The organism is Vibrio sp. Isolate33, assembly GCF_022397895.1.
In the GTDB taxonomy this organism is placed as follows: domain Bacteria; phylum Pseudomonadota; class Gammaproteobacteria; order Enterobacterales; family Vibrionaceae; genus Vibrio; species Vibrio pomeroyi.
Genome location: NZ_JAKEUP010000002.1, coordinates 389,592 through 415,049 on the forward strand (window position 1 = coordinate 389,592; position 25,458 = coordinate 415,049).

At 45.0% G+C, this 25,458-nt stretch carries 29 protein-coding genes and 1 pseudogene; 9 read left to right on the forward strand and 21 right to left on the reverse strand.

The window, feature by feature from the left end:
* Positions 1 to 80 precede the first annotated feature (80 nt).
* A complete protein-coding gene (locus L1D37_RS05010) occupies positions 81 to 1,421 on the forward strand; it encodes a 6-phospho-beta-glucosidase (RefSeq protein WP_239847106.1) in 1,341 nt (446 codons plus the stop codon).
* Between the two features lie 75 nt (positions 1,422 to 1,496).
* A complete protein-coding gene (locus L1D37_RS05015) occupies positions 1,497 to 2,258 on the forward strand; it encodes a carbohydrate deacetylase (protein ID WP_239847107.1) in 762 nt (253 codons plus the stop codon).
* 18 nt (positions 2,259 to 2,276) lie between these two features.
* Here L1D37_RS05015 and soxR read toward each other — a convergent pair whose 3' ends face one another.
* Both soxR and L1D37_RS05025 read right to left on the reverse strand, forming a co-directional pair.
* The gene (gene soxR / locus L1D37_RS05020; protein ID WP_008220909.1) at positions 2,277 to 2,717 is read right to left on the reverse strand and encodes a redox-sensitive transcriptional activator SoxR; all 441 of its coding nucleotides are present in this window, start codon (positions 2,715 to 2,717) and stop codon (positions 2,277 to 2,279) included.
* A 180-nt stretch (positions 2,718 to 2,897) separates the two neighbouring features.
* On the reverse strand, positions 2,898 to 3,857 hold the full coding sequence (locus tag L1D37_RS05025; protein ID WP_239847108.1) for a LysR family transcriptional regulator: 960 nt from the start codon (positions 3,855 to 3,857) through the stop codon (positions 2,898 to 2,900).
* A gap of 130 nt (positions 3,858 to 3,987) precedes the next feature.
* Here L1D37_RS05025 and L1D37_RS05030 point away from each other — a divergent pair, with 130 nt between their 5' ends.
* Positions 3,988 to 4,800, forward strand: a complete 813-nt coding sequence (locus L1D37_RS05030; RefSeq protein WP_239847109.1) for an enoyl-CoA hydratase/isomerase family protein — start codon at positions 3,988 to 3,990, stop codon at positions 4,798 to 4,800.
* 99 nt (positions 4,801 to 4,899) lie between these two features.
* Here the strand turns inward: L1D37_RS05030 and L1D37_RS05035 are convergent, their stop codons facing one another.
* The 4 genes from L1D37_RS05035 to L1D37_RS05050 all read right to left on the reverse strand — a co-directional run bounded on the left by L1D37_RS05035 (position 4,900) and on the right by L1D37_RS05050 (position 8,855).
* The gene (locus tag L1D37_RS05035) at positions 4,900 to 5,424 is read right to left on the reverse strand and encodes an NAD(P)H-dependent oxidoreductase (protein WP_239847110.1); all 525 of its coding nucleotides are present in this window, start codon (positions 5,422 to 5,424) and stop codon (positions 4,900 to 4,902) included.
* Positions 5,425 to 5,443: 19 nt separating this feature from the next.
* Positions 5,444 to 6,235 carry an arylamine N-acetyltransferase gene (locus tag L1D37_RS05040; RefSeq protein WP_239847111.1) on the reverse strand — a complete coding sequence of 264 codons (792 nt, stop codon included), beginning with the start codon at positions 6,233 to 6,235 and terminating at the stop codon, positions 5,444 to 5,446.
* A 275-nt stretch (positions 6,236 to 6,510) separates the two neighbouring features.
* Positions 6,511 to 8,073, reverse strand: coding sequence for a glutamate synthase-related protein (locus L1D37_RS05045; protein WP_239847112.1), 1,563 nt, complete (start codon positions 8,071 to 8,073; stop codon positions 6,511 to 6,513).
* Positions 8,074 to 8,297: 224 nt separating this feature from the next.
* The gene (locus tag L1D37_RS05050; RefSeq protein WP_176681713.1) at positions 8,298 to 8,855 is read right to left on the reverse strand and encodes a DUF1439 domain-containing protein; all 558 of its coding nucleotides are present in this window, start codon (positions 8,853 to 8,855) and stop codon (positions 8,298 to 8,300) included.
* A 162-nt stretch (positions 8,856 to 9,017) separates the two neighbouring features.
* Here L1D37_RS05050 and L1D37_RS05055 point away from each other — a divergent pair, with 162 nt between their 5' ends.
* From L1D37_RS05055 to L1D37_RS05070, 4 genes are all read left to right on the forward strand, one after another.
* Complete coding sequence (locus L1D37_RS05055) at positions 9,018 to 9,404, forward strand: DUF393 domain-containing protein (RefSeq protein ID WP_239847113.1); 387 nt, start codon at positions 9,018 to 9,020, stop codon at positions 9,402 to 9,404.
* Between the two features lie 221 nt (positions 9,405 to 9,625).
* Positions 9,626 to 10,984, forward strand: coding sequence for an AarF/ABC1/UbiB kinase family protein (locus L1D37_RS05060; protein WP_239847114.1), 1,359 nt, complete (start codon positions 9,626 to 9,628; stop codon positions 10,982 to 10,984).
* 69 nt (positions 10,985 to 11,053) lie between these two features.
* A complete protein-coding gene (locus L1D37_RS05065) occupies positions 11,054 to 11,599 on the forward strand; it encodes a glutathione peroxidase (RefSeq protein ID WP_239847115.1) in 546 nt (181 codons plus the stop codon).
* Positions 11,596 to 12,063 carry a DUF3429 domain-containing protein gene (locus tag L1D37_RS05070; RefSeq protein ID WP_239847116.1) on the forward strand — a complete coding sequence of 156 codons (468 nt, stop codon included), beginning with the start codon at positions 11,596 to 11,598 and terminating at the stop codon, positions 12,061 to 12,063. Before L1D37_RS05065 ends, L1D37_RS05070 begins: the two co-directional genes overlap by 4 nt.
* Before the next feature lie 74 nt (positions 12,064 to 12,137).
* Here the strand turns inward: L1D37_RS05070 and L1D37_RS05075 are convergent, their stop codons facing one another.
* The 7 genes and pseudogenes from L1D37_RS05075 to L1D37_RS05105 all read right to left on the reverse strand — a co-directional run bounded on the left by L1D37_RS05075 (position 12,138) and on the right by L1D37_RS05105 (position 17,933).
* A complete protein-coding gene (locus L1D37_RS05075; RefSeq protein ID WP_239847118.1) occupies positions 12,138 to 12,572 on the reverse strand; it encodes an N-acetyltransferase in 435 nt (144 codons plus the stop codon).
* Between the two features lie 39 nt (positions 12,573 to 12,611).
* Positions 12,612 to 13,378: pseudogene (locus L1D37_RS05080) on the reverse strand (phosphotransferase).
* 36 nt (positions 13,379 to 13,414) lie between these two features.
* Positions 13,415 to 14,395, reverse strand: coding sequence for a phosphotransferase (locus tag L1D37_RS05085; protein WP_239847120.1), 981 nt, complete (start codon positions 14,393 to 14,395; stop codon positions 13,415 to 13,417).
* Between the two features lie 21 nt (positions 14,396 to 14,416).
* Positions 14,417 to 15,031 carry a LysE family translocator gene (locus L1D37_RS05090; protein WP_239847121.1) on the reverse strand — a complete coding sequence of 205 codons (615 nt, stop codon included), beginning with the start codon at positions 15,029 to 15,031 and terminating at the stop codon, positions 14,417 to 14,419.
* Between the two features lie 129 nt (positions 15,032 to 15,160).
* Positions 15,161 to 15,478, reverse strand: a complete 318-nt coding sequence (locus L1D37_RS05095; RefSeq protein WP_239847122.1) for a hypothetical protein — start codon at positions 15,476 to 15,478, stop codon at positions 15,161 to 15,163.
* A 75-nt stretch (positions 15,479 to 15,553) separates the two neighbouring features.
* A complete protein-coding gene (locus L1D37_RS05100; protein ID WP_239847123.1) occupies positions 15,554 to 16,990 on the reverse strand; it encodes an oligosaccharide flippase family protein in 1,437 nt (478 codons plus the stop codon).
* A 16-nt stretch (positions 16,991 to 17,006) separates the two neighbouring features.
* A complete protein-coding gene (locus tag L1D37_RS05105) occupies positions 17,007 to 17,933 on the reverse strand; it encodes a glycosyltransferase (protein ID WP_239847124.1) in 927 nt (308 codons plus the stop codon).
* A gap of 326 nt (positions 17,934 to 18,259) precedes the next feature.
* Here L1D37_RS05105 and L1D37_RS05110 point away from each other — a divergent pair, with 326 nt between their 5' ends.
* Entirely contained in the window at positions 18,260 to 19,405 is a 1,146-nt protein-coding gene (locus L1D37_RS05110; RefSeq protein WP_239847126.1) for a glycosyltransferase, read from the forward strand.
* 107 nt (positions 19,406 to 19,512) lie between these two features.
* Here the strand turns inward: L1D37_RS05110 and L1D37_RS05115 are convergent, their stop codons facing one another.
* The 5 genes from L1D37_RS05115 to L1D37_RS05135 form a co-directional block, all read right to left on the reverse strand.
* Positions 19,513 to 20,295: a ribonuclease H family protein gene (locus tag L1D37_RS05115; protein WP_239847128.1), complete on the reverse strand. Its 783-nt coding sequence runs from the start codon at positions 20,293 to 20,295 to the stop codon at positions 19,513 to 19,515.
* Between the two features lie 81 nt (positions 20,296 to 20,376).
* On the reverse strand, positions 20,377 to 20,682 hold the full coding sequence (locus tag L1D37_RS05120) for an NIPSNAP family protein (protein WP_239847129.1): 306 nt from the start codon (positions 20,680 to 20,682) through the stop codon (positions 20,377 to 20,379).
* A gap of 48 nt (positions 20,683 to 20,730) precedes the next feature.
* Positions 20,731 to 21,060, reverse strand: coding sequence for an AzlD domain-containing protein (locus tag L1D37_RS05125; RefSeq protein ID WP_050644634.1), 330 nt, complete (start codon positions 21,058 to 21,060; stop codon positions 20,731 to 20,733).
* Between the two features lie 2 nt (positions 21,061 to 21,062).
* Positions 21,063 to 21,791, reverse strand: coding sequence for an AzlC family ABC transporter permease (locus tag L1D37_RS05130; protein WP_239847131.1), 729 nt, complete (start codon positions 21,789 to 21,791; stop codon positions 21,063 to 21,065).
* Between the two features lie 104 nt (positions 21,792 to 21,895).
* Positions 21,896 to 22,729, reverse strand: a complete 834-nt coding sequence (locus L1D37_RS05135; RefSeq protein WP_239847132.1) for an AraC family transcriptional regulator — start codon at positions 22,727 to 22,729, stop codon at positions 21,896 to 21,898.
* A 247-nt stretch (positions 22,730 to 22,976) separates the two neighbouring features.
* Between L1D37_RS05135 and L1D37_RS05140 the strand changes: the two genes are divergently transcribed.
* Positions 22,977 to 23,315, forward strand: a complete 339-nt coding sequence (locus L1D37_RS05140; protein WP_017631023.1) for a hypothetical protein — start codon at positions 22,977 to 22,979, stop codon at positions 23,313 to 23,315.
* 64 nt (positions 23,316 to 23,379) lie between these two features.
* Here L1D37_RS05140 and L1D37_RS05145 read toward each other — a convergent pair whose 3' ends face one another.
* The 3 genes from L1D37_RS05145 to L1D37_RS05155 are packed head-to-tail and all read right to left on the reverse strand — an operon-like array spanning position 23,380 to position 25,414.
* Positions 23,380 to 23,919, reverse strand: coding sequence for a lipocalin family protein (locus tag L1D37_RS05145; protein ID WP_239847133.1), 540 nt, complete (start codon positions 23,917 to 23,919; stop codon positions 23,380 to 23,382).
* Positions 23,920 to 23,970: 51 nt separating this feature from the next.
* Positions 23,971 to 24,438, reverse strand: coding sequence for a MarR family winged helix-turn-helix transcriptional regulator (locus L1D37_RS05150; RefSeq protein ID WP_239847134.1), 468 nt, complete (start codon positions 24,436 to 24,438; stop codon positions 23,971 to 23,973).
* On the reverse strand, positions 24,401 to 25,414 hold the full coding sequence (locus tag L1D37_RS05155; RefSeq protein ID WP_239847135.1) for a DUF2955 domain-containing protein: 1,014 nt from the start codon (positions 25,412 to 25,414) through the stop codon (positions 24,401 to 24,403). Before L1D37_RS05155 ends, L1D37_RS05150 begins: the two co-directional genes overlap by 38 nt.
* Positions 25,415 to 25,458: the final 44 nt, after the last annotated feature.

Sequence of the window (25,458 nt, forward strand, 5' to 3'; positions counted from 1 at the left end):
GTAGCCAATACTGGTTTGTCGGCTTAGTTACTCATCATATAGATTAAACCAAGTAATCTACAAATCTAATGGTGAAAAACATGAAACAAGAACAGAAATTGAAAGTCGTCGTGATTGGTGGTGGTTCAAGTTACACCCCAGAGCTAGTTGAAGGCTTGTTAAAACGTCATCACGAACTGCCTATCTCGGATCTTTGGTTAGTTGATATCGAAGCTGGATTAGAAAAAGCACAGGTGATTGCGGATCTAACTGAGCGCATGATCAATAAAGCCAACTGTCAAATCAAAGTACATCTCACCACCGACCGAAAGTTAGCTTTGAAAGACGCGGATTTCGTCTGTTCGCAATTTAGGGCGGGTCGAATGGAAGCAAGATTACGTGACGAGAGGATTGCTCTGAAGTATCGCATGATAGGACAAGAGACCAACGGTTTAGGTGGTTTTTCGAACGCCTGCCGCACTATCCCCATTGCATTAGAAATCGCAAAAGAGATGGAAACACTGTGCCCTAATGCATGGCTACTTAACTTTACCAACCCATCAGGCATGGTCACTGAAGCGTTGGTTAAGCACTCAACCATCAAAACTGTCGGCTTGTGTAATGTCCCAGTGAACATGGAGCGCGGCGCAGCCAAAATGCTTGGTGCGAAACGTGAAGATATGACGATGCAAATTGCGGGCTTAAACCACTTAGTATGGGCTCGTAAAGTGCTTCACGAAGGCCAAGATAAACTTGGCGAGCTGATCGAAGAGCTTATTGCGGGAAATGACCAAATGATGCCGAAAAACATCCCACCTTTCGAGTGGGACGGTGAGTTGATTCGCTCACTCAACATCGTTCCGTGTGCTTACCTACGTTACTACTACCAGTCACGAGATATTCTAGACAAAGAGTTTGCAGCTTCAGAGAACAAAACTAACCGTGCCGACTTAGTCGCTGAAGTTGAAAAACAGCTGCTTGAGATCTATCAAGATCCGATGCTAGACACCAAACCTCAATTGTTAGAAGAGCGTGGTGGTGCATACTACTCTGAAGCAGCTTGTGAGTTGATGAGCAGTATCTACAACAACAAACGTTCTATCATGCATGTAAACACCCGCAATAACGGAGCGATTCAAGGCTTGCCGAATGATTGTGCGGTCGAAGTGAGTTCCGTGATCACCAGTAGCGCTATCTTGCCACTGAACGTCGAGCCTTTTGACAGTGATACGCTGCGCTTGATCCAACAAATGAAAGAGTTCGAAACCTTAACAGTGAAAGCCGCCATGACCGGAGATATTGCGTTAGCCAAGCGCGCTCTGATTCTAAACCCTATTGTCGATTCAGGCTCGCACATCGATGAGGCTTTACTAGAAACGATTCGTGAGAACTTAGACTTCATGCCTGCATTTGCTCACCGACTCGCTCAAAGTGAGCAATAACCCAGCCCATATTAGCTCAGTTTACGCTGGGCTAATCTAAGTCGCTTAGCCCAACATAGCCAAAAGAGTCTAACCATGAAACTGATACTCAATGCCGATGATTTCGGCCTCACAGAAAGCGTGAACCTTGGCATCATCGACTGCTTTAAAGCGGGTATGGTCAAGTCCACCACCATTATGATGAACCAACCAGGCACACAACATGCCATCGAACTGTATCACCAAGGTATGGTTCCTGAAGTAGGGCTGCATTTTACAGTCACAGCGGGTAAACCCATAAGCTCACCAGAACTCATACCCAGCCTCGTCGATCATCAAGGGTACTTTTTAGATAAAACAACCCTACTCAACAAATCAGATGTTGTCGAAGAGGAGGTGGCACTCGAGCTTAATGCACAATACCAAGCTGCACTTGATGCCGGTTTAAAAATCAACCATATCGATAGCCATCACTTCGGTGGCGTCTTTCAACCTCTTAAAGCTGCATTTACTCGAACTGCCAATAACATCGGCTTGCCCGTGAGACGAATCGACAATATTGTGAGCGGGCAAGATTCACTATTAGTGCCAACACCAGATGCGTTTGATATGCGATTTTTTGATGACGGGGTTTCACTAACCGGTTTACAAGATTTGCTGTTGAGCCACCAAGCCATGATGCCTAACGGCACAGTCGAATTAATGTGCCATCCCGCGCTTTTTGCCAGTGACGAACTGAGATCACTCTCGAGCTATCTCACTAAGCGAGTGGAAGAACACGCCTTATTGACGAACCCAGCCTTACGACAATGGCTCTCTGACAATAGTATTGAATGTATTGGATTCGATCAGCTTTAACTAAATCCTAAAACCAATCTAATCAACAATACGCTGAGCGCCCTGCCCTTGGTCATGCAGGATGTCTTCAGGATTTAATAGATGGCACTTCTGCATGCTCAAACAGCCGCAGCCGATACAGCCTGTGAGGTTCTCTTGTAGCGAGCGTATCTGTGCCATCTTGCTGTCGAGTTGCCCTTGCCATTTCTTTGCCACTCGCTCCCAATCACGCTTGGTTGCGGTGTGGTTCATTGGCAAGCTAGACAGCTCTTCAGTGATCTCTTCAAGCGTAAACCCTATCGATTGGGCGACTTGAATCAAAGCGATTCGACGCAGCATCGCAGATTGATAACGGCGCTGATTACCATTAGTTCGAATAGAAGCAATTAACCCTTTGGTTTCGTAAAAACGCAGCGCTGAAGGTGCCACGCCACTGCGCTCTGAGAGTTGGCCAATCGTTAAATACACGATGTTTTTCATGTTGTTACTTCCCTTTTCGAATATCCAATGCGTGCTCTAATTTCTGCAATCCAATACACTTAAGAGCACTATACAAAGCTCAGCATATAAAACAGTAGAGTTCACTTTAACTTTAGGTGTAGATTTGAATTTAGGTAAATCTCTCACCGAGAGTTTATAACTGATATCTACAATGATCGATTATGGCTTCGCTATACGATGACCATACATCTCATCAAAGCCCGCAATACCCTGCTCCCAAATTGGCTGTTCTTCCCCGACTATCGATTTTAAAGTATCAATGAACAACTTGGTTTTTATCGGCGCGTCTCGATGAGGATAAACCGCATAGAAGGTACCAAAATCATCCAGTGCCAAATGCGTCATGATAGGCACTAACTCGCCCTTTGATATTTCATCAGTGATCATCTGTGCCGTGACCACCGCTAAGGTATTGCCTGTTAGCGCACTCTTGGGAATCATCTCCACATCATTCACCTTATAGGTCGCGTTGAGCTGAAAGTGCTGTATATTGCCCTCTTCATCGCGGTAAGAGAATTTGTCTATCACCAAGCCCGGTGCAGCATAGATGGTGGCAGGTAATGACTCGAGCTTTTCGATAGTGTCAATTGCCCCGTGCTTTTCAATGAATTCAGGGGACGCGACAATCAAGAGTCGGCTTCTCGCTATCTTGCGACTGATTAAGCTAGAGTTTTTAGGCTTACCAATACGAAAACCAATATCAAACCCTTCTTTGACCATATCAACAATGCGATCTTCGAGTCTCAGTTCGAAATCCACATCCGGATACTGTTGCTGAAACACTGATATTGCTTGCTGAACATACTGCCTGCCAAACATGGTAGAGCTGGTAATTCTTAACAAACCTCTGGGTTCAGAATGGTAGTTCTGTGCCAAGCGTTGTGTGTCATTGAGTAAGGCTCGCAATTGATGGGCTTGGTTGACCATCTCGTTGCCTGCTGCCGTGAGCGACAAAGAGCGAGTGGTTCTGTTCAACAGTCGAACATCGAGTTCTTCTTCAAGACGACTGATCTGTTTAGAGATAACAGAACGGTCAACGTTCCTCTGCTCCGCGACTTTGACGAACGAGCCTAGCTCAACCACTTCTAGCAGCAATAATAAACGACTTGATGTATCCATAATGACCTTTGTTGCATTTAAAGCACCAATTAAGTGCCAATATGACTATTTTTCTCATCTTATTACAAATCTATAGTAGCTGCACATAACGGAGACAACATTCAGTCCCAAATAATTAGAGGAAACAAAGATGACACTACTATCTATTACTAATCAAAATGGCATTGCTACGGTATCAATCAACAATCCACCAGTGAACGTATTAACTTTCGATTTGATTAATGAAATCAATGAGTTTGTTTTATCGCTAAAAGATGACCGTGATACTAAAGTAGTGGTATTCAAATCACTGCATGCTGAGTTCTTCCTAGCTCATTTAGATCTTAATGTGATCAATGGCACTCAAGGTGGACAGGCTGGCTCAATCGAATTCAACCACATGATTGAAAACATCAAAGCAATGAAACAAGTGTCTGTCGCTGTTGTTGATGGTGTTGCTCGTGGGGGCGGTAATGAGTTTGTGATGGCGTGTGACCTAGCTTATGGCACTGAAAACTCAGCGTTCGCACAACCAGAAATTCATGTAAACATCCCGACAGGTGGCCAAGGTGCGGTGCAGTTCGCAAGACGCATGGGCAAAAACAAAGCACTACAAGCCCTGTTGCTAGGTAACGATTTTACGGCGCAACAAGCTGAAAGCCGCAACATCATTACTCAGTTCGTGCCGAAGGCAGAACTTGAAGATTTCTTAGCGGCAACGCTAGGTGTGATCAGCCAATTAGAAGTGCGTGACATCGTGATGTACAAAGAGATCATCGCGACCTCAATCAAAGATGAGCAAGCGGGCGCAGAGCTAGAATTGCGTTACTTCTTAGAGCGTGCAAAAGAGCAAAAAACAGCGGTCATCATTGCTGCATTTCTAAAGCACGGCGGTCAAACTGAACGCGAAGCAAAAGACATTCAAGGCATCTTCGTTGATACCGCCGCTGAGTTATCAAACTAATACAGCACCTAAGGCAGCCATGACGTTATGGCTGCCTTCTGTATTTAAGACCTACCCGCCCACGGCATGAAGCGAATGAACTGAGTGCACTAAAGCCACTTAACCGATCTTTTTCATGATCATCTTAAGATTGTCGATCATCTCTAGGTTGGTCATCTCACCCGTCTCCACATCGAAGTTATCGTAGAAGCTCGGCACTGACATCGACCCTTTTACATCGGCATCGAAGTAAGGTGCAGAGTTAACCGCAGAAGACAACACCGAAGTCGCACCACCCGGGCCCGGAGAGGTAGCAAGCATCACCACAGGTTTACCTTGGTACACTTTCATATCGATGCGCGATGCCCAATCAAATACGTTTTTAAAAGCCGCGGTGTATGAGCCATTGTATTCCGCAAAGGAGATGACTACCGCATCTGACTCTCCAATCTTCTCAAAGAAGCGTTGAGCGTGTTGATGAACCCCTGAATCTTGCTCTCTTTTCTCGCTGTAAATTGGCATCTCGAAATCATTAAGGTCGAGCACCTCGACTTGCGCACCTTCGACTAAACCTGCTGTGTACGCTGCAAGTTGTTGGTTAATTGATGTTGTACTGTTGGTCGCGCCAATCGCTAATACTTTCATTATTTATCCTCAAATTTGGTTAGAAACATTTCTTTAAAAGTGAAAAAGGTACGTTGAGGGTTAGCCCAAAGTAAGTTTGTAGGGCTGCAAAGTAAGACGCCTCATCTTCTAATGACCACTCTTCGGTAATCCCGTTTTTGGTCACTTTGATGGTTTGGTTGAGTAGCGTGACAATCCCACCTTCAATAGGCAGTGCTGCAATACAGTTCGATGTGAAAATCGATTTCGGGCTGTTAGATGTAAAGAAGTTGCTCGACTCTAAGTCGTTCGCGCACACGTGAGTCATGTCTAGGCTGTATACCTTCATCCACTCTTCGCCTTGCTTGATTTGCAGCAGCAAGCCGTACAGATCGTCTTCTATCAAGCGGAAGGTTTGTAAGTCATTAGATTGTTCAAGACCAGTTTCTAGCAGCAATGGAGCTCGAGGTGTAAAAGTGCCAAAACCCGCATCCACCAACCACTGCTTGTCATCAATAGTCACCATGGTCACTCGATGACTGCGCCCTGTCGGCTCGCCAGCTAGGTGGACACGGCCAAGCAGGCTTCTGGCTTCAAAGCCCAAGTGGCTTAATACGTTCAGCAACAATCCATTTAACTCTTGGCAGTAACCGCCTCGCTGATTTACAACCAGCTTTTGATGCAGAGCCTCTGTTGAAAGCTGAATAGGTAAACCCTGAATCACATCAAAGTTTTCAAACGGAATACTTCTGTGTTGATGTTGATGAATCGCCTTTAGGCTTTCGATTGTGGTGTTGCTTGGCTGAGATAAGCCGATTCTTGAAAAATACTCGGTGATCTGACGCTGTTCCATACCTAACCCCTGATTCGTTTTCATCACCTAATGACTGACGTCTTCCAAGCTTACAATGCTCAAAAATGACAAGGTGATTGTTTATGTTTTTCGATTGGGGGGGATGATAAAACCTAAAGTTAACTTGAGGTAAAGCGATATTTTCAAAAAATAGAAAATAATTTAAAAGCGATTATAAAGCAGCTAATTACGATGGATGGAGTATGGCGTTGTATGGCACAGGCAAAAATAAGCACACCCACAAATGCAGTAGGTGTGCTTTATTGAAAGGTTATTTACTTAAGTTTATTTAATGAGCTGAAACCCGAATAAGCAACGCCCGATAGCTCCGCCATTTCACGATTCCATGTAGCTAAATCATGAGGGTTAAATTGATTCAAATGATCATGCCCACATGCCCTCGCCATCACTTGCATTAATTCTGTCGAGGCTTCGAAGAAGTTCTTAAGCTGATTAGATGCCTTCTCAACATTTAAACGCTGGCGTAAATCGGCTTTTTGAGTTGCAATACCCGCAGGGCAATTGTTGGTGTTACACATTCTCGCCGCCACACAACCTATCGACTGCATGGCACTGTTTGAGATAGCGACACCATCAGCACCAAGTGCCATCGCTTTTACGAAGTCCATCGGCACGCGCAAACCGCCCGTGATGATCAATGTGACTCTGTCACTGACCCCTTGTTTATCGAGATACGCTCTAGCACGAGCGAGTGCTGGAATAGTGGGAACGCTGATATGGTCACGGAACATCTCTGGCGCCGCCCCAGTACCGCCGCCACGCCCATCCAAGATGATGTAATCGGCACTGGCATCAAGCGCGAACTGAATGTCTTCTTCGATGTGATTGGCACTTAACTTAAAGCCAATCGGGATACCGCCTGTCACCTCTCGAACACGATCGGAGAATTTTTTGAAATCCTCGACTGTTTTAAGGTCGACAAAGGTGGGTGGGGAAATCGCAGCCGTGCCCGCTTCAATGCCACGCACTTCCGCGATTTTTCCTATATTCTTCACACCCGGTAAGTGTCCGCCCGTTCCGGTTTTGGCACCCTGACCGCCTTTAAAGTGGAAGGCTTGAACGTTTTTGAGCTTAGCTTCATCGTAACCAAACTGAGCACTGGCTAATTCATAAAAGTAGCGAGAGTTCGCCGCTTGCTCTTCGGGCAACATACCGCCTTCACCAGAGCAGATACCCGTCCCTGCGAGTTCAGCACCTTTCGCCAATGAGACTTTTGCTTCTTCAGACAGCGAGCCAAAACTCATATCAGACACAAATAAAGAGATGTCCAATTTAAGCGGCTTCTTCGCTTTGGGGCCAATAATCAGTTCAGTACCAACGGGCACATTTTCTAGCAAAGGCTTGGTGGCCATTTGCGCGACCATCACTTGAATATCATCCCAGTGAGGCAATAGATGTCTTGGCACGCCCATAGAGGTCATAGGCCCATGATGCCCGACCTTGGATAAACCATCACGCGCTAACTGATGAATAAACTCGACGGTCGGTTCTTCTTTGGTTGCGCTCGCAGCAGGAGACAAATCTGGAGCAGCCGCTTGAATGTGAACCTCTGGGCCTTCTTGCCCAACTTGTTCACCAGTAAACTGTTTATGAGTGCCATCGCAGAAAGGAAGGTTGTTGGAATACTTACAGCGGCAAAGGTAGGCGTCTCCGCTTTCTTCGGGGACAAAGCTTTTCGGTTTGAAACCCGTACCGGCATGGGAACCGTCACAAAAGGGCTGACTTTTAGATCGGCCGCAGGTACAAAAGTAATACTCTTCTCCCTCTGTCAGCTCGACTTTGACGGGTTTGTTATCCGCGATTACTGGACTCTTCATAGTTCGTTCACCTTTTCTTTTTTATGATTTGATGACTGAAGCGATGACTTGCTCACAAGAGTAAAGTAAAGGTGAGATACGCGGCTAATTCAATAAATGAGACAGATAGACAAGGTGAGTAAACCGACTAAAAACAGTCATGACCGACTCAACACAAACAAAAATGGCCACCCAGTAGGCAGCCATTATGTGTGAGAGCTTAATCAAAGCTAATGCATGGAGGGTCAATCGAACAGTTCGATAACCAGCTTATTATCTCTGATCACTAGATTCGGTTCCGATGATTTAATCAACGACTCTTGAACCTTGTTGCTGTCGAGTTTGTAAACCGGAGACTGAGACAAAGCAAAACCTATCATCGATACGGCTGGTTTGAGTAGTGTCTCTATTTCTGGCGAAAGCTGTTTGCCCTTTTCTTCAAAGCGCTCTAGTCGCAGCGACTTTAGATATACCTCGCCACTTTCCTTGTCGTATTCAGGAATCGCGCTGAACTCTAGGTCTAAGTCCAACCCCATATTAGGCATATTGAACACTTGAACTTTTGCATTGGTATTTGCCAACACGGACACGCGTTGTTCATCTGCTCGGCCAATTTGTACTTCTAGATCATCCACAGCCACTTGTGCGTACATCACACTTTGTACACCAACCTCTTGTTCGAGCATCACGGAATCTTCAAGGTACTTCGTCATTTCTTGTTCGGTAATGCTGTAGCTAACACAACCACTGAGCATCAGGGCAGTCACAGCTATAATCAAACGGTTCATTAACTTTGTTGTCATTGGAGATAGGCTCTTATTTTTTAAATGCATGGAACGGATGTTACCTCGAGATGATACTGTAAATTAGTTGTCACAATAACAGTGTCGGATAACTGGGCAGAATGATCCACCTAAAAGGTGATGTCGTATCAATGAGAATTGACGAAAATAGTAAGGAAAACAATGACTGCATTAACGATATTTTACGATGGAACCTGCCCACTTTGTGCAAAAGAGATGGCAGCGCTGACTAAGTCTGATAACAAAAATCAGATCCAGACCGTCGATATCTACAGTGAAGCGTTTTCAAACTACCCGCAAATAGATGCCGAGGCAGCCAATACAATCTTGCATGCATTGGACGAAAACGAAAAGCTGTTGCTTGGTTTAGATGTGACTTACCAAGCGTGGAAGCTAGTAGGAAAAGGTTGGCTGTATGCCCCATTACGTTGGGCGATCTTTAAGCCAATGGCAGACTGGTGCTATCTACGGTTTGCCAAGAATCGATATAAAATTTCGTTCTGGCTAACCGGAAAGTCACGTTGCAACGGTAACAGCTGCACTAAATAGTATTGAGTTAAGACATGCCGCTGGCGACTTTGTAGTACACGATGCCAAACAGAGCTGCGAACACCAATATCGTAACGGCCACTTTCAACCAAATGAATTTCATGCTTTGTCCTTTTAATTCTGTTTACTGTTCCACGCGACAAGTTATCACAACAAAACATACGGTTGTGTAATGATTGATAGAACTTTGTAGTGAACCCTGATTCCCAGAGAGAACCTTTATGCCAGCAAAAGAGAGAAACCTTCCCACTCATAGACTTTCTAGATTTAGTAAGTTCGCTTCGCTGGCGACAAGAGTCGCAGGTAACGTGCTAACAGAAGGCACCAAGCAAATTGCACAAGGCAACAGGCCCAAAGCAAAGGATTTGCTGTTAACGCCACAGAACATGGCTCGCCTGACCGATCAGCTCGCGCACCTACGTGGCGCTGCTATGAAACTGGGGCAGATGCTTTCAATGGATGCGGGCGATGTCCTAGAACCTGAATTAACCGACATTCTTTCTCGCCTGCGCTCTGATGCCGATCCGCTGCCAACCAAACAACTCAATCAAGTGTTAGAAAGCTCGCTCGGGAGCAATTGGAAAACTGAATTCCTTTCCTTCAACTTTAAACCTATTGCCAGTGCCTCCATTGGCCAAGTTCACCAAGCCTATAGCGATGCGGGAGACAAACTCGCCGTCAAAGTCCAATACCCAGGTATTCGAAAAAGCATCGACAGTGATGTGGATAACGTCGGCACACTGCTCAACATTGTTGGCTTGATACCAAAGTCGGTCGACTACAAAGGCTTGTTAGAAGAGGCAAAGAAACAGCTCCACGATGAAGCGGACTATGCTCGCGAGGCTGACTACGCGACTCGTTATCATGATGCATTAAAAGCGCACCCTCAATTCGTCGTACCTAAAATTCATCCGCAAGTATCCTCTGAATCGGTGCTCGCAATGGACTTCATCGAGGGCGTTTCGATAGAGCAAATCGAAAGTTACGACCAAAGCACACGTGACTTTGTAATGCACAGCTTGCTCGAACTTTTGTTCAGAGAATTGTTCGATTTCAAGATGGTGCAAACCGACCCCAATTTCGCCAACTACTTATACGTTGAAAACACCCGACAAATTGGCTTACTAGATTTCGGAGCAACCCGTGAATACAGCGACCGCTTCAGCGAGGGTTATCGCTTAGCCTTTTACTCTGTCATTAACAACAATGAGCAAGGGCTCAACCAAGCTTTAGAGCAAATAGGATTTTTTAGCGAGACGATTCTTCCCGATCAACGCCAAGCGATTCTAAACCTCGTAAAGATGGCCTGTGAGCCGATGTTGGTTGACGAAGAATACGACTTCAAAGCAAGTGGTTTAGCGCAACGTCTTCGTGAAGCTGGAACCATTTTGAGCATGGAACAAGAGTATTGGCATACCCCACCCGCCGATGCGCTGTTTCTGCACCGAAAAATTGGTGGCATGTATCTATTAGCGGCACGCCTTGGTGCGAAAGTGAATATCAGTCGCTTGGTCGCTCCATACCTCATCGCAGAGAGCAAAAGCACAACTAAAAACGATAGGGAAAACGACAGTAAATAATGAGTAAAGTGATCATTTCATCGTGCTCAAGAGTAATAACCATTACGCCAACTAAAATGAGCCAAACCTATGAAATGTTCACTACTTTGCTCAACTGTATTGATGACCAGCCTAACAAGCTCTATCGCTTTCGCAGCGAGTTGCCCCGAGATACTTAATGGCAAACAGCGCTTGTTAAACTCAACCGAAGAAATCGCCTTGTGTGATGAATTTCAAGGTAAGACTCTATTAGTGGTTAATACTGCAAGCCAATGTGGCTTTACTCCGCAATTTGAGCAACTCGAGCAACTTCATCAAACCTACAAAGACCAAGGCTTCACGGTTATCGGCTTTCCAAGTAATGATTTTCGCCAAGATAAAGGGAGCGAAGAGAAATCAGCTAAAGTCTGTTACCTCGACTACGGTGTTACCTTCCCTATGATGGCGCGAGCTTCTCTGTCTGGCAGTAGCGCCAACCCAGTCTTTGCCGAGATACAGCAGCAAGCAGGCGTAACGCCCAAGTGGAACTTCTACAAATTCTTGATCAGTAAAGAAGGCAAAGTAGTCGCCACCTTCCCTAGCTCAACATCACCAGTGAGTGCCACACTCAAAAACGCGATTGAGCAACAGTTATGAGGGCAGATTACATGGCGACAACTCAAACCCGTAACACCATGGCCAAGTTGGGGTACATGGGGTTAATCCCTTTTCTATTTGGCTTACTCCTTTCTCTGACCGACAGCCAATTCATCGGAATAAGTGGGGAAACGCTCTTCATCACCTACAGCGTGGTTATCTTGAGTTTTCTTTCAGGAATCTTATGGGGAAATGGCATCGAAAATTTCGAAAGCCAAACCAGTAACAAGGCGCTAATTCTCAGCAACGTGATTGTATTAATCGCATGGTTGGCGGTGTTGCTTGGAGAGCAAAAAGAGTTTCTCACTACCCTGATTCTGATCCTTGGCTACATTGCGGTTTGGCGAGCAGAAAGAGCTATGAGAGAAGAGAACCAGAGTGAAGGCCCTGACGGCTACTTTGATATGAGAACTCGGCTCACCTCTAGTGTGGTATTGATGCACGGTATAGTGATGCTGACCTAGCCCTGTGAGGGTTCGATTGAAGCGTAAGCCTTTAATTTAGTTGAGAGCCTTTGATTAAAACCGTTAGCAAAAATCTAGATGATGAGCTGCATCACCAATCTTGGCTCATCATCACCAAAGTAGTTTTCTTCTTGCTTGATAGTAGCGAAACCCATCGATGCATAAAGCGCACAAGCCGATGCGTTATTTGGATCCACGGTGAGCAATAGCTTAGATTCTTGAGGAAGCTGCGCTATTGCATGCTGCATCAATTTTCGACCAATACCCATCCCACGATAATTCGGATCCACCGCCAATGATAAGATCCAAAACTCATGCTGCTTATCTGTGGTTGTCATCAAAGCATAGCCCGCAACCTTCGATTCTTGTTTAGCAACCAATAAGCCTTTACCCCAGCAATCAAACGCCTGACGAAAGAAAAACTGCGGATAGGCATGGTCGCCAAACAAAGCATGTTCAAGCTGGTAGATATCAGCCAGTTCTTGTTTTTCCGCACAGACAATATTCATAGATAGACCTTTATAGAGATGACTACAACCACCCTACCACTACAGTCTGCATTCAACTAAAGACAACCAAGTAGGTATTTGATCTCTATACCATTGGATATATTTCGAAGCTTGGGGGTAGTTACGCGCGACTAATATATTCGTGACTTCGATTACGATCCAGCTTTTCGCGATGATCAATTGCCTTATTAAATCTTCTCGGGAAATCAAATTGTTATGATGTAGGTAATGGTCAACAATAAACTCATAATCAGACAAGGTTCCCATGCGAGAAACGAGCGGCGCTAAATCGATAGCTGGGCTGCCATAGCCAAAACGCTCCCAATCAAATAACACCAGCTGGCCGTTATCTCTTCTTCCCCAATTTCCCTCGTTCGCATCCCCCGAGAGCAAGGTTTTATGGTCGAACAAAGCACCACTCAATCGCTGAATGCGCAGTAAGCTGTCTTGAGTAATTTGAGATACGCTAATGCAGCTTCAGTATCAGAGCGCTTCCAGCTGTGCTCTTTCACTGCAAAATTCGGCGAGTATTGAGACTTATGAATACGAGATAGTTGCTGATACACCTCAGAGGAGGCTTGAAGCTCACTTAATGTTAAAGAGTGCGGAATTTGCTCGATAAAGAGATCGTTCCCTTTTACAGCCAATAATTTAGGGCTATGTACACCAGACAACTGTTGCGCAGCATATTGATAAAAAGAAATCTCAACCTCACCCGCCCCTTGCTTTCGAATACAAGGTTCACCGTTAAGTTGTTCTATAGATACTCGAGCAGAGCCCATGTTGGATAGGTCTTTGTTACTCATTAGCTCTCCCTCAGATTACAATGCAACGCCTGACCTTTATCGCTTGTTTACCAAATGCGACTCTATCAATGACCATTGCTGCTCAAAAGGTAAAAAGTTCTTGTGAGGTATGAATTTCCGAGCGGCTAGGTTCTGTTTTAAAAAAACCTCTTCCAACGCCCAGATATGGTGGTCAGCAAAAATGCCCCAAGCACAAACTCCATCAGTAATACTCGCTTTTGAAAGTTCATTAATGGACAAGTAACCGCCAACAAATTCGACTGACTTCTTAACATCCATATCAAACATATACATGCAAGCCCGGGCTATTTCATAGGCAGGAGGCATGTATTGAACCAAATCCCAATCGATAATACCGCTCACTTTAGAACGCTTATCAAAGAAGAGATTGTAATGATGGAAGTCACCGTGAATCAGTATTCGCTCGGTTTTGGTCTCATAAGAGTGGACACTTTGGCTACTCGCTAGAAAACTACGTTGCTGTATAGACCTCTGTAGCGCCCATTCATCCTCGACGTTTTGTTCCCCTTTTGATTCGATAGCAGCAATGACCTTATCAAGACGCTGCAGCCATAGCTCTCTGTTCCATGACAACTGGATAACTGGGAACATCTCATTTGGCAATCCATTTCTAGGGTAGAGGCTCAACTGGCGATGAAGCTTTGCGAGAGTAGCACCGGCTTCGAATGCATGCGTGTCTGTCAAAGCGTGCTTCTCAATCAACGAGCCCTGAGCCTCAGGAAATAACGCGTAGTATTCACCTTTGGCCTTAACAAAGCTTTGACCATTTGAAGTAAGACACGGCAAAACCACAGTTGGGACTTTTTGAGATAGAAAGAACAACAGTTCGTGCTCGTTCTTGATACGACTAGCATCAAGAGTCCGGTACTTCCTCAAAAAGAAAGCTGGCTTTGAACCCACCTCATACACCGAATTAGTTGCTCCATGAGTAACCTCAGTTAACGAAGCATGACATTTGGTTTCTATCCAATGAGAAAGTATATCCGCGTTCATCATATCGCTTTATACCTTAATTCGTTACTGTCGACTAACCAACAGATTAGCGCCAGATAATGCGAGAAAAACCGAGCACGCTTTGTTGAAACGCTTAGCCATTTTCGGCTTGGAGAACCAGTTTCTTAGGTATAAACCAAAGGCCGCGTAGAGAGAAATCGCGAGCATTTCTAACACTAAAAATGTGCTTCCTAGGATGAAGAATTGCGTGTTTACACTCGCGGTGACATCTACGAATTGAGGTAGGAATGCAGTGAAGATAAGTATCGCTTTTGGGTTGCCAGCCGCCAGTGCGAACTCTTGTTTAACAAGGCCAAACCAATTCTTATTTAACTCAATGTCCGCGACTGGGCTGGCTTTAGAACGCCATAGATTAAACGCAATCCACAACAAGTACATGGCGCCAAAAAGTTTGATAATGAAGAACAAAGTTTCAGAAGTATAAAGAACAACAGCCAAGCCAGAAGCCGCCAATGCAATCATGCCAGAAAATGCCGTGATTCGCCCTAACCCCGCAACCAAGGCCGCTTGAAATCCATAACAACGGGCGTTGTTCATTGATAACAAATTGTTGGGGCCCGGTGTCATATTGAGCGCAAAACAAGCCGGGATAAACAGCAGTAACTTCCAGATTTCCATTGATGCTTCCTAATTGCCAAATGCCGCGATTATAAAATCCTTAAACAAGGTCTTATCGTTTATAACAGCATTTCATATCTTTTGTAACTGCATAAAAAAGAAGCACCAACTTATGCAGTCACTTTTCAATTAGTTCTCAAAAAACTGCTCGTACTCTGGCGTCGATAAATTTTCAGCAACGCCAATTTCACCGACGAAATAGATAGCACTCGCAATTGTGTCTATCGTTGGATTCGATTCTCGCTCTGGAAAATCGCCAACGACGGGAACAGATTTTGGCGCAGACACCGAACTGCAAACAAGGCTGTTACATACCCTGTTTTGATTTTCTAAGGAGATAGCTTCGGGCACTTCGAACAGGTGCTCCTGTATATCGTGGTTAGACAATTCAGAAGAAGCGTACGATAAGGTTGAGAATATAGCTGAGAGCACAATCCACTTGTTCATGTATCTTTCCGTTGATGGTATTCATTGAATTTATAAATACTATCGAACCTTACACATTATGAACAGTGTTTTATTTCAATTTGCGTGAGACTGCTTTCCCAGCATCAACTTGTCGAGCAGGGCTTGCGGGACAACGATCACCGAGTATTTAACAAAGGCCACCAGCGTGATTACACCAACAGCCGATCCAAGAATAAAGTCATGGACATCAACCAACACCAATCCCAGAAGTTGATCACTCGCTATCGCCACTAATGCGATGCTGACTGCGGTTACCCACTTGCTATGTTCATAAGGTAATTGTTCCATCGCTTGGCTTACAACATACAGAAGCATGAGTCGCACAACATAAGTTGCACAAAGAACCGCGACAACACCCCACACGCCATAAATAGGCGTCACTGTGAAATAACCAATGGCGGCTAAGACCGCACATCCACCTTGAATCCACATTTGAGATTGGCTTGAGTCACCGCTAAAACAACCTAGATTCAAATAATCACCTGCATTTTTGATAACGCTAATCGCAAGCAGCGCAACAACAATGGTCCCCGCGTATTGATAACTGCTCGGTAAAATGAGAGATATAAATCCGGGTACCGTTAGAATCATCAACGAGCCTAAAACAATGGCGAGGTTCACTCCGACTAACGCTCTATCGGCGCACATCTTGCTGCCACCCGACTGTTGAAGCATAGCGACACGGTTTGGAAACCACCAAAGCGCGTAAGGCTGTAGCAACAAACCAAGAATCAACGCAAATTTACCGCTAACCGCATAAATCGCGAGTTCTTCAACACCGACGAAGCTTGCCATCACCCATCGGTCGAGCCCCATGATCATATACATTGATGCCCCGCCAACCAAAACGGGCAGTCCGAATTTTAAGATCTTCGCTGAGTATTTGAAGCAACCAAAAGATCCCATCTCTTGCCATTGATAACGCACCAAGCAAACCATTAGCAACACACTGGATACCGCAGCTGAAATCAACACACCATCTATACCATATCCAGCCTCAAGTAGAACAAAAGTCATGATGGCTTGAACACCGGCTTTCAAAACATTGAGCATGCAAAAACGTTTCGCCATCGCGTTCATTCGCATCAGCGTTAGCGGGATAGAAATCGCCCCATCAAGCATGGTAGGAATAAGCAGAAGCAGTATCTGGTAAGGCTGGAATTCAACAGGCAACATTAAGATTAACAACGGCATACTAAGGGCAATCAAGGCGCCCCCAAGCACGCACACCAACACACTCAATGTGAAGCAGTTCGAGACAAGCTTTTGCTTTTCATCACCTTCCGCGACACCCACATAACGATACATGGCGTCGACAATACCGAAGCTGAACAATATCGTCCCAATGTCTGCCAGCAAGACGATGGCTTCTAAGGAACCATACTCAGCCAGCGTCATGTTGTGCGTAATGTACGGGATCATCACCAACGAGATCCCTTTCATCATTAATATACCGATGGCGTAATAAGCCGACTGCTTTAATGAACCCATAGTCGTCACCTATTCCTTACCAAGCTGGCTTTAGGAAACTTTTACAGTCTCCAATTAGGTGTCGCAATGTGCGTTTTTGAGGTGACATGACCAAAGAACGGAAACTGTAGGCAATAGCCTGTCTGTTCTGTTGTAAACCTCGATAATAGTCAGCGTAACCTTCAAGTATTCTCGCCTTGGCAATATTGAAGCTAGAGCGTGGTAGGTTCCAACTTTCGCTATCATCTTGATAGCGTTGAAGAATGGATTCTATGGACTGCAAGTTCCTAAGTTTGAGATTTTCAGTTTGGGTCACTGAGGTGGCTCTCATCAGGTAACCAACCTGCACTGAGTTCAACACACCTATCTGATGATTTTCACTCATTCTGAGCCATAACTCCCAATCCTCACCGTACTTGATGTCTGCATTAAAACTGTCTGTTTTAGAGAACACCTCAGCCTTGACCATAACGGTCGAGGTCCCTATCACATTGTTTTCGATGATGAACTCTAAAGGGTTTTCTATATTGATGAACAACTCGTCTTGGTCTTGAAATTGTGACCAATAACTGAAGCAATCAACAATGACTTCGTAATCTTCAGTTAGGTGTTCGTAATTGGTAAAGCTCATCGCCAGATCAGGGTATCGCTCATGAAACTCAAGTTGGCGTTCAATTTTTTCCGGGAACCAAAAGTCATCCGCATCTAAAAATGCGATGTACTCTCCGGTCGCTTTCTCAATACCAAGGTTTCTAGCTTGAGGCGCGCCAACACCTAAGGTAGACAACTTAATAATGCGTTCGTCATGTATCGTCGCAAGATAGGTCGATGTCCCATCGTTGCTGTTGTCGTCAATAATAATCAGTTCGACATCTTGATGAGTCTGTTTAAGCACACTACCGATCGCTTTCGGTAGATAGTCTAAACAGTTGTAGGTAGGAATAATGATACTTACTTTAGCCATAATGACGCTCTCGCAGTTATACGTTATATGACCAACATTGCATGTTCTGTGCCGATCGCTTATCTCTACTGGATTGCTTTTATATCAGCGACCTACAAGCCTATTCGCAAAATGACGACGAGACGTAAACAACGGAGAAACTCAAAATTCCAATTTGATTTCCATTTTGAGAAAACCAGCTCTATTTGAGCGATAACCGCAGGAAAATCATCCCTGTCCCCTCTAAAACGCCCTTTAAAACCCCATTCAATCTTGGTTCGTATTTTGCTTTATTAGTTATTACCTTGGCTTAATAACTTTAATCACATGGATTTGAGGAATAAGGAATGAAGAAAGTAGCATTTGTGGCGCCAACCTACCCAGTACTCAGTGAGACATTCATTCAAACAGAAGTCGAGTCTGTGAAAGCTTGTGGGCATGATGTTTGTGTAATGACGTTCAAAATTGAAAACAGCGAAAAGCAGTTCGACTACGACATTGTCGAAATAGGTAAGAATGTTCGGATGGGCAAAATCCCCAGCATTAACTGGCTAGGGTTCATCAAGGCTGTTTCATTTGTCTCCAAGCAAAACAGCATGCCCAAAAGATCGCTTTTCGTTTATGGCTTTAAACTGGCTCTGCAACTAGCAGAAAAAGACATCGATCATGTTCATGCACACTTCTGCCAACACACAACCGCGCATGCCATTGTTGCCGCGAAACTTCTCAACATCACTTGCTCGTTTGTCGCCCACGGCCACGATGTATACGAGTTTGCTTATGATATTGAACATAAGATTTCATCGAGCGATTTCGTGGTAGCGGTCTGCAAAGACATGCTCACCGATTTCAATAACATGGCAAAAGGCAACATCAAGTTGCTGCATTGTGGTGTGAATACCAACCAATTTAAGCTGCAACCCAAAACGGATACCAAGCTTCTACGTCTTGTGTTCCTTGGTCGCCTCGTCGAGCAAAAAGGCATTCATTACTTGATAGATGCGTTGGCACCGATTGCTCAACCTCTGAATATCCACTTGGACATCGTTGGGACTGGGGATATGGAGCAGCAATTAAAAACCCAAGTAGATCAACACGGACTCACTCAAAATGTCACCTTTCTTGGCGCACAACCTCACGAATGGGTAAAAGAGAACCTACCCAATTACGATAGCCTAATCGCCCCATTCTGCTTTTCAGAAACAGGTTGTGTCGACACAGGGCCACTCGTGTTAAAAGAAGCGATGGCTGTTGGTACGCCCGTAATCACCACCAACATTATGGGGTGTAAAGAGATTGTCACGCCAGAGACCGGATTTTTGGTCAATGAGAAAAGTGTCGAGGAACTAAGAGAAACCATTGAGCGTTTTGCACAGCTAAGCAGCAACGACAAAACAGAAATGGGGATGAAGGCAAGAACAAGAGTCGAGCAGAACTTCAATTCATTTAAACAGGCACAGCAGCTGTCTCACTGGATAGAAAACCCAGCTTAACGCAATGAGCAATAAGCAATAAGCGTTATAAAATGAGGCAGGAACAAAGCGTTACATTGATGCACACTGTAACGCTATGGCTGTGATGCTTTAACTATCAAGCCTTCTTATCCGGCGCGTAAAGCTAAGATTTCAGTGAGATCGTCAGTGTCTGAATATCGACTCAGATTTTGCTCTTTAGAAGAAATCGCCACTATAGACATGCGGTCGGCCAGCTCGTTACCTTCAATACCTACGTGTCCATTAACGTGGTGGATAGTAATTTGAGAAGCAAGTTCTTGATAAAGCGCATAAGCAGGCTTGATGATATCGAGGTTTTTGATCTCGCCGCCCGGCTTCGTCCAACCTTTTTTCTCCCAACCTGATGCCCACTTAGTGATGCAGTCTATCGAGTATTTCGAGTCGCAATAAATCGCCACAGATAAACCGGATTGCAGCTTTTCTTGCGCGAGGATGAAGGCTTGCTTTAAGCCTTGCAGCTCTGCGGTATTGTTCGTGCCCACCGGCTGATATAAGCCATACCACAACTCGGTTAGCTCATTCTTCAAGTAGACAGCTAACCCCGTTCCTGCTTCACCAGGGTTTGGCTCACAAGCGCCATCGGTAAAGATCTTGATGTCAAAAGGCATATCCGTAATTTGCTGCTGAGAAAGAGGCGGAACCTTCGCTTTACTGGCTGTACGTGACTTCGCAAATGCAGGCTTGGCACCTGAACTCGACTGAGATACAGAAGACGCTTTACCACCGAAAGCAGACTCTGCTTCGCCTAGTGTTGGAAACGATTTATATCTCGCGCCTGCAAAACCATCGACTTGCGCTTTACACTCGTTCCAAGTGGTAAAAATACCCGGTGTGCGGCCTTTCCAAACCACATAATATTTCTTAGCCAAATTAACTCCTTACCAAAACCCAAATACACAGATGGTGAATCAATACATTAGAAGTCACCGCGCCATGCGTTGCAAGGTCAATCAGTCAAAAACAGGTCTAAAGAAGCTACGCTCGTAGCTAACAATACAATCGACTTCATCGGCATATTCAAAGGCCTTAATACACTCAGCATCACTCAACGACTGAGTTCTATACTCTTCATAAGCCGCCAAGCTATCAAAAGAGAACAATGCCAACGCGATATTGTTCGCGCCCTCTGATGGCAAGAAGTAGCCATTGTGTTGACCGCCAAACTTAGCCACCAACGGAATCCACATTTTTGCGTAGGTCTCGAACTCGTTTATCTTTTTAGGATCAATCACATATCGAACATAACAAGTAATCATATTAATACAGCCCTTAAATTATGAGGAAGAAATAAACCTATATGGCAATTAAGAAAAAAGATAATCAACCGCGACAAGATTGTAGAACAAGAACACCGCCATGCTGACACCGATCGTTAATAGCACATTACCCGTTTTCCATATCAGCAGGCCTGTCACCACCGCGCCAATCAAGTATGGGTTCTCTAGGCTTGGCCAAAATGTCTGTTCTGGTGCAAACACAATCGGCCCCCAAATCGCAGTCAGCACTGCAGGGCTTGAATAACGTAGCAAGCGTCGCGCTGTTTGGTTCAATCGAAGTGGGATTGCAGGCTCAAGGAAAAGATATCGGCTAAAGAACACAATTGCAGTCATGAGTAATATCGTTAACCAAATCATCTTTATTTCCCTTCCACTGCTGGCTTATTGCCATTGTTTCGCTCTTGAAACGACTCACTGAAAAAGCCGGCTAACATGCCAGCAATCGCTGCAATCATGAGTCCACCTTCAACGTTGTTGACCGACATAGCAACCGATGTAACCAGTGAAACCACCACACACACGACAACAGGTAAAGTTCTGATTAATGGAAAAACCAACGCGATAAAGGTCGCAGCTACCGCAAAGTCGAGACCGATTTCATTGAGTGACGGGATTTGGCTTCCTGCGACAATGCCAACGAAGCTCGCGATATTCCAAACCAGATAAAAACCGCCTCCTACACCCGCCGCGTACCAACGATTAAACTCTTGTTGAGATTGCCCACTGCATATCGCAAACAGTTCGTCGGTGAGCCAAAAACCGAGTAATAGACGCCAGCGAGCCGGGAGATGACTGATTTTGTCGCGCATCGATACACTGTATAAAAAGTGCCTTGAGGTGATGAACAGCGTGGTCAGCAACATAGTACCAAGGCCAATGCCCGCTTTGAACATACCCGCTGAGACCAGTTGCGCCGAGCCAGCAAATAGAATCGCTGACATCGCTTGTGCTTGCAGTTGATTCAATCCGGCGTCTATCGCGTATGAGCCCGCAAGAATCCCCCACGGGATCACGGCGATACTCAGCGGCATTCCAGCTAAAACGCCCTTCCATAACTGAGTGCGCCTATCCATCTTTTGATTATCCATATTATTCTTTTCTCTCTTCACATTGGCTATTCAATGTAAAAACACCTGAGTGGGTTCGATTGTACAAACTTGCTCGATTTCGCGATCGAATTAACGTGTCCGATTTAGAGCATTTTGATGTATTGCCCCGGCGTGTAGCCATTGGCTTTTTTAAAGTGTCGATGAAAATGGCTTTGGTCGTGAAAGCCACATTCTTGAGCAGTATCTGAAATCGTATGCCCTTGCTTCAATAACTTGCGAGAAAGCCTCAATCGAGACTGGATCTGATAAGCATGAGGAGGAAGACCAAACTCTTTCTGAAATGAGCGCACTAAATGAAACGGGCTTAAAGCGGCCAGTTTAGAAAGTTCTTCTAGGGAGACATCGGCTTGCGGAAAATCATCTAAAAACTTTTTCACCAGAACAAGCTGACGCTGAGTTTTGCCATCTAATTGGGGTTTAAGGCTCGATTTCCCATGTCGGCTAATCAGCTTAACCAACATTCCGTACATCAAGGTTTCTCGTAACAGGCGATTGTCTGATTCATCAATCGCGTTGAAAACCAACCTTAACTGATTAGCGAGCTCAGGATCTTCAACCACCGCTCTTGGGAAATAAGGCGCGCCGTAATTGGGTAAATTAAGCTCTTGAGTGATTTTGGCGAGTTGCTCTGGAAGTGGATACATTGCGCGATACGCCCAACCACCTTCAGTGGCAGAGTGTCCGCTATGCACTTCGTCAGCGTTTACCAGAATGATGGCATCTTGAGGCGCGACATGATGCCCACCTGTTCGATAGAAACGTTGAGCGCCCTGCTCGATAACACCAAGTGTGTAGCCCTCGTGGCTATGGCGTGAGAAGTTCTGCTTTTCGTATTCAGCATTCAAGATTTCAAGACCACCGAGTTCTTCTGTGATCTTATACTCGGCCTTTTCTTTAGAACGTTTCTTGTTCTCCATAACAATTCCCAAGCCTGTTAATTATCGAGCGACTTATCAGTCTACTCTATAGGCTCTTTCAGCTTTTGTACAAAATTGCGCATTTGGTCGTTAATGCATTTTTTGACCGAGGAATTAAACGGCTCAATAACGCGTTCTAATTGCGAGCAAGATCGTGCTCTTTAAGCAGTTGGCGAAGAATTGACAAATCAGTGACTTAATCATGCTCATAATTCCCGCCAACTATTGGTAACTGTTCAGAGATATGATGAAGAAAGCCTTAGCATTGATCTTTTTCTTGAGCCTTACAGGCTGCACGCACAATCAATCCAAAGCACTAAGCATGAACTCCTCGTCGGTTAATACATACCCACAATCGATGTCGAACCTGCAACTATGCGACACCTTGTATTACGGGCGTTCGAGCAACCAAACACTGGCAGCGATTGGCAGTGAGTTTAATCGAAGAGGGTTATCAAAAAGTTGGTGTGATACCGAAACCAACAAGCTTTATCTAACAAAGACAATTGATTGGGTTGCTGAACAAGTCGAAGACAAAGAAGATTCAGAGGAAGAAGCATCTGCGGTTGTATTGCCTGCGAATTAAGACAGGTGCACAATGCTGTTTGATGATTGGCTGAGTTGCCTAGTTGTGGCTAACCAAACTTATTCTAATGTTCAGCCACATCATTGATATGTTGTGACACACGAACCAGCTTACTGGTTTTAAAACCCATGCTCTGCGCTCGTTCGATCAGCGAATCTAGGTCTTGTTTGGTAAACTCTGCAGTGCGATACAAGATCTGTAAGGTGTTTTTGGTAGGGCCTACCAACAAAGCCTGAGTGTAATCTTCATTCAAGAAAATCACCTTCCTCTGCTGCTCATAAGGGCTATTCGCTTCGACTGAAAACCACGCTTCGGTTTGAGGCCCCTTGAATGTTGCGGCTTGTTCTTTGGTCTTCCACTCTTTCTTTTTTGCGTTATAACCGCGAGTTGTTAGCTTAAGGTTACCGTCAGATTCAAATAGAAAGCTAAACGACAAAGAGCCGAGCTTTGATTGCAATGGATGCGGTATATAACAAGCTGAATACCATGTACCTGCGAACCGTTCGGCATCAAAATCGGAGGCGGGGATTTTAGACGTGGGTTTACTGCCACGAAACGTAAACAACAGCTTAATCATTAGCATCGCTAATATTTTGTATGTCATGTCACTTACTCTTTATTCGATGGTTATTGGGCCCACACCTCGACCGCATAATTAGTCGATGAATTGGTCTGTCTTTACAAGCTTAGCCAACAAGGTCTGTAACTGCTTAGATTCGTCTTCACTCAACGCGCTCTGAAACTGCTCGCTGATGCTATCGACCATAGGCTCACAATAGGCAGCCATTTTCTTGCCCTCTTCTGTTAAAGAGAGCAGTTTTACCTTTTTGTTCGTTTCACTCTTGCTCGCCTCAATAAGGTTCAGCTTAATCGCGTTATCAACCAAACGCTTAGTCACAGAGCGATTTCGAAGCAAGTAATTGGTTAACTCTTGCTGAGTGATTTTGCCATGCTTGTCTAACACTCGAAGGGCACCAAACATCTCTAGAGAAATACCTGAAGTGGTGCCCATTTCAGCGGCGATTTGAGCTCGAAATTGTTTGTAAGCAAAGCCCATTAAGAACATAGGATTGCTGTCGAGTGCATCAATTCCGGTGATGGATAATGCTGGTTGATTTTCCATATATAATTCCTTGGTAGACCACTAATAATGCCAACACGATGGACATTAACTCTGCACGAAAGTAGATATCTTGCAAACCAAGATCGGTTGCTGAAACATAGAGTTGCAATGGTAGCATAGTTCCTAACATCGCTTCAGTATGCATACCTCGCACACCGCCACGACTGCCGCTAATCCAAATTGCTATCATGGTCACCAAGCTTGTGAGTCCAATGATATACACCCAATTATAGGAGTGTTGCCCAGCTAACAAGGTGACGAAGACCAGCGCTAAAGCACAACCACCAACGTGGGCTTGCAAACAGTTTTTCACCACCATTTGATAGTTCATGCGTTCACTTTGTGCAGCCGCAATGATCACAGGCATCATACAGAATGTCGCGGCGATCAAGTCGACTATCATCAAAAATGCTAAGCCAACACCGAGCATGACCACATATATCACTCGCTGTTGGTACGTCACTGGTACACTTTGCATTGGCGGCGGCGACATCGCTTTGGGCGGCTTCAAGAACAGCATCACAAATCTCACCACAACCATGGTAGTCACCATGCTGACTGCGATATCGCGAACCCAGTCAGTCATCGGCATTGGGCCATGTTGTGCAAACACAATCACCAAAAACCAGTTGAGCAATGGGATGTAGATTTTCCCAAGCTTGGCCGGCGTGTCGGCCCACCTTCTTGCTAAATCAAATACCCATAAACTGATCACCCAAACCACTGCCGGATGTGAGGCAAATAACTGATCGACAAGCAGAGCAACACAAGCGACACCCAAGATAGGGAGAAACGCTTTGAGCATACCTCGCACTGAGTAGTCATTAACCTTGGTCGCTGCCATCACAGGATAAAGAGCGAGATACGCCGCAACACCAAGTTGTAACCAAAGTTGAGCCAACATACCCAATGACACGATAGCGCTGATCCAAGCTACTTCAGACCAGTTAATCGAGCCTCGAACTTCGTTATTCATAATCTGCCTCTTAGGTCGTGAATCGTTATTTCGTCAGTGGATGG

What these genes read in the sequence shown, in the direction of transcription:
- L1D37_RS05010 (WP_239847106.1), top strand. Translation starts at nt 81, where the DNA reads ATGAAACAAGAACAGAAATTGAAAGTCGTCGTGATTGGTGGTGGTTCA.
- L1D37_RS05015 (WP_239847107.1), top strand. Translation starts at nt 1,497, where the DNA reads ATGAAACTGATACTCAATGCCGATGATTTCGGCCTCACAGAAAGCGTG.
- soxR (WP_008220909.1), bottom strand. Translation starts at nt 2,717, where the DNA reads ATGAAAAACATCGTGTATTTAACGATTGGCCAACTCTCAGAGCGCAGT.
- L1D37_RS05025 (WP_239847108.1), bottom strand. Translation starts at nt 3,857, where the DNA reads ATGGATACATCAAGTCGTTTATTATTGCTGCTAGAAGTGGTTGAGCTA.
- L1D37_RS05030 (WP_239847109.1), top strand. Translation starts at nt 3,988, where the DNA reads ATGACACTACTATCTATTACTAATCAAAATGGCATTGCTACGGTATCA.
- L1D37_RS05035 (WP_239847110.1), bottom strand. Translation starts at nt 5,424, where the DNA reads ATGAAAGTATTAGCGATTGGCGCGACCAACAGTACAACATCAATTAAC.
- L1D37_RS05040 (WP_239847111.1), bottom strand. Translation starts at nt 6,235, where the DNA reads ATGGAACAGCGTCAGATCACCGAGTATTTTTCAAGAATCGGCTTATCT.
- L1D37_RS05045 (WP_239847112.1), bottom strand. Translation starts at nt 8,073, where the DNA reads ATGAAGAGTCCAGTAATCGCGGATAACAAACCCGTCAAAGTCGAGCTG.
- L1D37_RS05050 (WP_176681713.1), bottom strand. Translation starts at nt 8,855, where the DNA reads ATGACAACAAAGTTAATGAACCGTTTGATTATAGCTGTGACTGCCCTG.
- L1D37_RS05055 (WP_239847113.1), top strand. Translation starts at nt 9,018, where the DNA reads ATGACTGCATTAACGATATTTTACGATGGAACCTGCCCACTTTGTGCA.
- L1D37_RS05060 (WP_239847114.1), top strand. Translation starts at nt 9,626, where the DNA reads ATGCCAGCAAAAGAGAGAAACCTTCCCACTCATAGACTTTCTAGATTT.
- L1D37_RS05065 (WP_239847115.1), top strand. Translation starts at nt 11,054, where the DNA reads ATGAAATGTTCACTACTTTGCTCAACTGTATTGATGACCAGCCTAACA.
- L1D37_RS05070 (WP_239847116.1), top strand. Translation starts at nt 11,596, where the DNA reads ATGAGGGCAGATTACATGGCGACAACTCAAACCCGTAACACCATGGCC.
- L1D37_RS05075 (WP_239847118.1), bottom strand. Translation starts at nt 12,572, where the DNA reads ATGAATATTGTCTGTGCGGAAAAACAAGAACTGGCTGATATCTACCAG.
- L1D37_RS05085 (WP_239847120.1), bottom strand. Translation starts at nt 14,395, where the DNA reads ATGATGAACGCGGATATACTTTCTCATTGGATAGAAACCAAATGTCAT.
- L1D37_RS05090 (WP_239847121.1), bottom strand. Translation starts at nt 15,031, where the DNA reads ATGGAAATCTGGAAGTTACTGCTGTTTATCCCGGCTTGTTTTGCGCTC.
- L1D37_RS05095 (WP_239847122.1), bottom strand. Translation starts at nt 15,478, where the DNA reads ATGAACAAGTGGATTGTGCTCTCAGCTATATTCTCAACCTTATCGTAC.
- L1D37_RS05100 (WP_239847123.1), bottom strand. Translation starts at nt 16,990, where the DNA reads ATGGGTTCATTAAAGCAGTCGGCTTATTACGCCATCGGTATATTAATG.
- L1D37_RS05105 (WP_239847124.1), bottom strand. Translation starts at nt 17,933, where the DNA reads ATGGCTAAAGTAAGTATCATTATTCCTACCTACAACTGTTTAGACTAT.
- L1D37_RS05110 (WP_239847126.1), top strand. Translation starts at nt 18,260, where the DNA reads ATGAAGAAAGTAGCATTTGTGGCGCCAACCTACCCAGTACTCAGTGAG.
- L1D37_RS05120 (WP_239847129.1), bottom strand. Translation starts at nt 20,682, where the DNA reads ATGATTACTTGTTATGTTCGATATGTGATTGATCCTAAAAAGATAAAC.
- L1D37_RS05125 (WP_050644634.1), bottom strand. Translation starts at nt 21,060, where the DNA reads ATGATTTGGTTAACGATATTACTCATGACTGCAATTGTGTTCTTTAGC.
- L1D37_RS05130 (WP_239847131.1), bottom strand. Translation starts at nt 21,791, where the DNA reads ATGGATAATCAAAAGATGGATAGGCGCACTCAGTTATGGAAGGGCGTT.
- L1D37_RS05135 (WP_239847132.1), bottom strand. Translation starts at nt 22,729, where the DNA reads ATGGAGAACAAGAAACGTTCTAAAGAAAAGGCCGAGTATAAGATCACA.
- L1D37_RS05140 (WP_017631023.1), top strand. Translation starts at nt 22,977, where the DNA reads ATGAAGAAAGCCTTAGCATTGATCTTTTTCTTGAGCCTTACAGGCTGC.
- L1D37_RS05145 (WP_239847133.1), bottom strand. Translation starts at nt 23,919, where the DNA reads ATGACATACAAAATATTAGCGATGCTAATGATTAAGCTGTTGTTTACG.
- L1D37_RS05150 (WP_239847134.1), bottom strand. Translation starts at nt 24,438, where the DNA reads ATGGAAAATCAACCAGCATTATCCATCACCGGAATTGATGCACTCGAC.
- L1D37_RS05155 (WP_239847135.1), bottom strand. Translation starts at nt 25,414, where the DNA reads ATGAATAACGAAGTTCGAGGCTCGATTAACTGGTCTGAAGTAGCTTGG.